At 73.9% G+C, this 2,453-nt stretch carries 2 protein-coding genes; both read right to left on the bottom strand.

Annotated elements, in window-relative coordinates; translation table 11 throughout:
- A partial coding sequence (locus tag ITP53_RS54855) for a HoxN/HupN/NixA family nickel/cobalt transporter (protein ID WP_195903399.1) occupies positions 1-1,213 on the bottom strand: 1,213 nt, incomplete at its 3' end.
- On the bottom strand, positions 1,210-2,409 hold the full coding sequence (locus ITP53_RS54850) for a tetratricopeptide repeat protein (RefSeq protein WP_195903398.1): 1,200 nt from the start codon (positions 2,407-2,409) through the stop codon (positions 1,210-1,212). The genes ITP53_RS54850 and ITP53_RS54855, both read right to left, overlap by 4 nt.
- Positions 2,410-2,453: the final 44 nt, after the last annotated feature.

Here is a 2,453-nt window from a genome sequence, read left to right as displayed (position 1 = left end):
CCCCGAGCCCCACCAGCCCGCCTCGCGTGTTCCCACCGACCCCATGCCCGTGCCCGTGCCCGTGCCCGTGCCCGTGCCCGTGTTCGTGTTCGTGTTCGTGTTCGTGCCTCTGAACGTGCTCGTGGCCGTGGGCGTGGGTGTTCGTGGAGGGGCGGCGGGCGTTCATGAGGAGGCGGAGGCCGATGACGGCGATCAGGGCGCCGCTGGCGACCCCCAGCCAGGCCAGCACCGACTCCCCGGCCAGCGTCGTGAACACGCTCAGCAGCAACCCCACCACCAGCACCCCGGCCGTGTGCGTGGCCGTCACCGTCGCGCCCACCACCACCGCGTCGCGCGGGCGGCCGCGCCGCCCGGCCAGGTACGCGGCCATGATCGTCTTCCCATGCCCGGGGATCAACGCGTGACCGGCCCCCAGCACCACCGCCAGCCCGACCGCCAGCAGCCCGAGCGGCACCGTCAGCCTGTCCGACCCCACCAACTCCGTGAACGTCCGGTCCAGCGCGGCCAGGGCGTCACCGATCGGCCCGCCGATCCCGATCCCGCCGGGAAGGGCGCCACCGGGCGCGGCGGACTCACCGGGCGCGGAGGGTCCCGCCACGGTGAACGTGGCACTGCGCTGGTCGAGCGGGTCGGCCAGCAGATCGTCCGGGTACGCCACCAGCTCCCGGCTCACGCTCACCGCCGGCACCGACGAACGGGTCAGCCTGACCCCGTCGCCGACGGCGGTGATCTCGCGCCAGCCGATTCGGTCCTGCTCGAACCCGTCGGCGAACTCCACGGCCCCCGACGCGTGGACCGCGGCCACGAGCCGGCACGTCAGGCGGCTGGTCCGGAGGCCGCCCTGCCCGGGGTGGTAGGCGAAACCGGAGCTCACCACCCGCCAAGGCACCACCGCGCCGGCCACCGTGAGCCGCTGGGCGGCGGCCAGCGCGGCGCACCCGCGGGCCGCGTACGTGGCGTCGACCTGTGGTTGGACCTGCAGAGTCGGCAGCTCGGCCAGGTCCACGACGGCGAGGTTGCGCACCTCGGAGGCGGTGATCCGCAGGCCGTTGTAGTGGTTGACGGTGAAGTTGCCGAGCGGGTGCGCGATCACGGTGGCGGGCACCCGCGCGGGAACGGCCGACGCGGTTCGCGCGTGGGCGGTGCCGCCCAGGAAGACGCTCACGCACAGCGAGGGCACAAAGGACAGCAGGACGAGCAGGACCGGTCTCATGAGAACCTCGCCAGTGCGGAAAGTGCCGGGTCGAAGCCGGGGGCCACGCGCGCCGACCGGCCGAGCGCCTGCTCGATCCTGGCCCGGTGGTAGCGCAGCAACGGGTTCCGCCAGCCGGTCGAGGTGGCCTGCTTCGCGTACGGCAGCGCCTCCTCCGGCTCGCCCGCCTTGAACAGCGCCCAGGCCAGGGCGTCGGCGGCGACGAGGTTGGGGTTGCGGGCGTACTCGGCTCTGGCGTGCTTCACGGCCAGTGCCGGGTCGCCGTGGTCGGCCTCGAACTCTGCCCACGTCAGGTCGTCGCGCACGCCCGCCGCCTCGAACAGCTGGCGCTGGGCCCTGAGCAGCGTCCAGTCGGCCGGCTGTCCCGCCTTGAGCCGGGTCTCGCCCTGCTCGATGAGGTACTGGGGGAGCGGGAGCCGTTCGACCACCCGGTCGTAGAGTGCGAGCGCCTCGGGCAGCCGGCCGCTCAGCGCGGCGGTCCTGGCCTGGCCGGCGAGGGCCGGCGGATAGGCCGGGTACGCCTGCAGCGCCTTGGCGTACCAGTCGCCCGCGGTGGCCAGGTCGCCGGCGTGGAGCGCCAGCTCGCCCAGGTAGTAGCGGGCGTAGGCGAGGTCGGCCGGCGTCCAGGCGTCGCTGTGGGCGTACTCGAGGTATTCGCGGGCCTTGTCCGGGTCGCCCCGGAGCTCGGCCGCGTACGAGGCGCGGGCGAACGCCGCCACCCCAGGGCGCAGGTCCATCATCGTGACCACCGCCCGCTCCGCGCCTGGCAGGTCGCCGAGTTGCGTGCGCGCGTCGGCCAGCACGCCGTAGGCGGCCGCGCCGTAGGGGTTGGCCTTGATGGCCCGTTCGGCCAGCCGTACCGCGTCGGAGAACTCGTGGCGGCCGGCGGCCAGCGCCGCCTGTCCGGTGAGCACCGTGTCGTCGCCGGGCTCCAGCCGGGCGGCGGTGGCGAGCGCGCCTTCAGCCTTCGTGTAGTACGACGGGTCGCCGGTGATCCTGGCCTGGTCGACGTACTGGGAGGCGAGCTGGGCCCAGCCGCGGTGATCGCCAGGCAGGCGCTTGAGCCGGTCCTGCAGCGACTCGGTGAAGGGGGTGACCGTGGCGGGCCGTGAGGCGGGCGCCGCGGAGAAGGAGAGGATCGTGAAGATCGTCGCGCCGAAGAGCGCCAGTCCGGCGAATATGGCGAGGGAACGCATGTCCAAAGCTCCAGAGCTGGGAACGGGGCCGGTCGGCCGTGTTC

Origin of the sequence: Nonomuraea cypriaca, from assembly GCF_015645445.1 — a bacterium.
GTDB classification, from domain to species: domain Bacteria; phylum Actinomycetota; class Actinomycetes; order Streptosporangiales; family Streptosporangiaceae; genus Nonomuraea; species Nonomuraea cypriaca.
The sequence above is the reverse complement of the archived record's forward strand: the minus strand, read 5'-3'. Positions and strand labels throughout refer to the sequence as shown.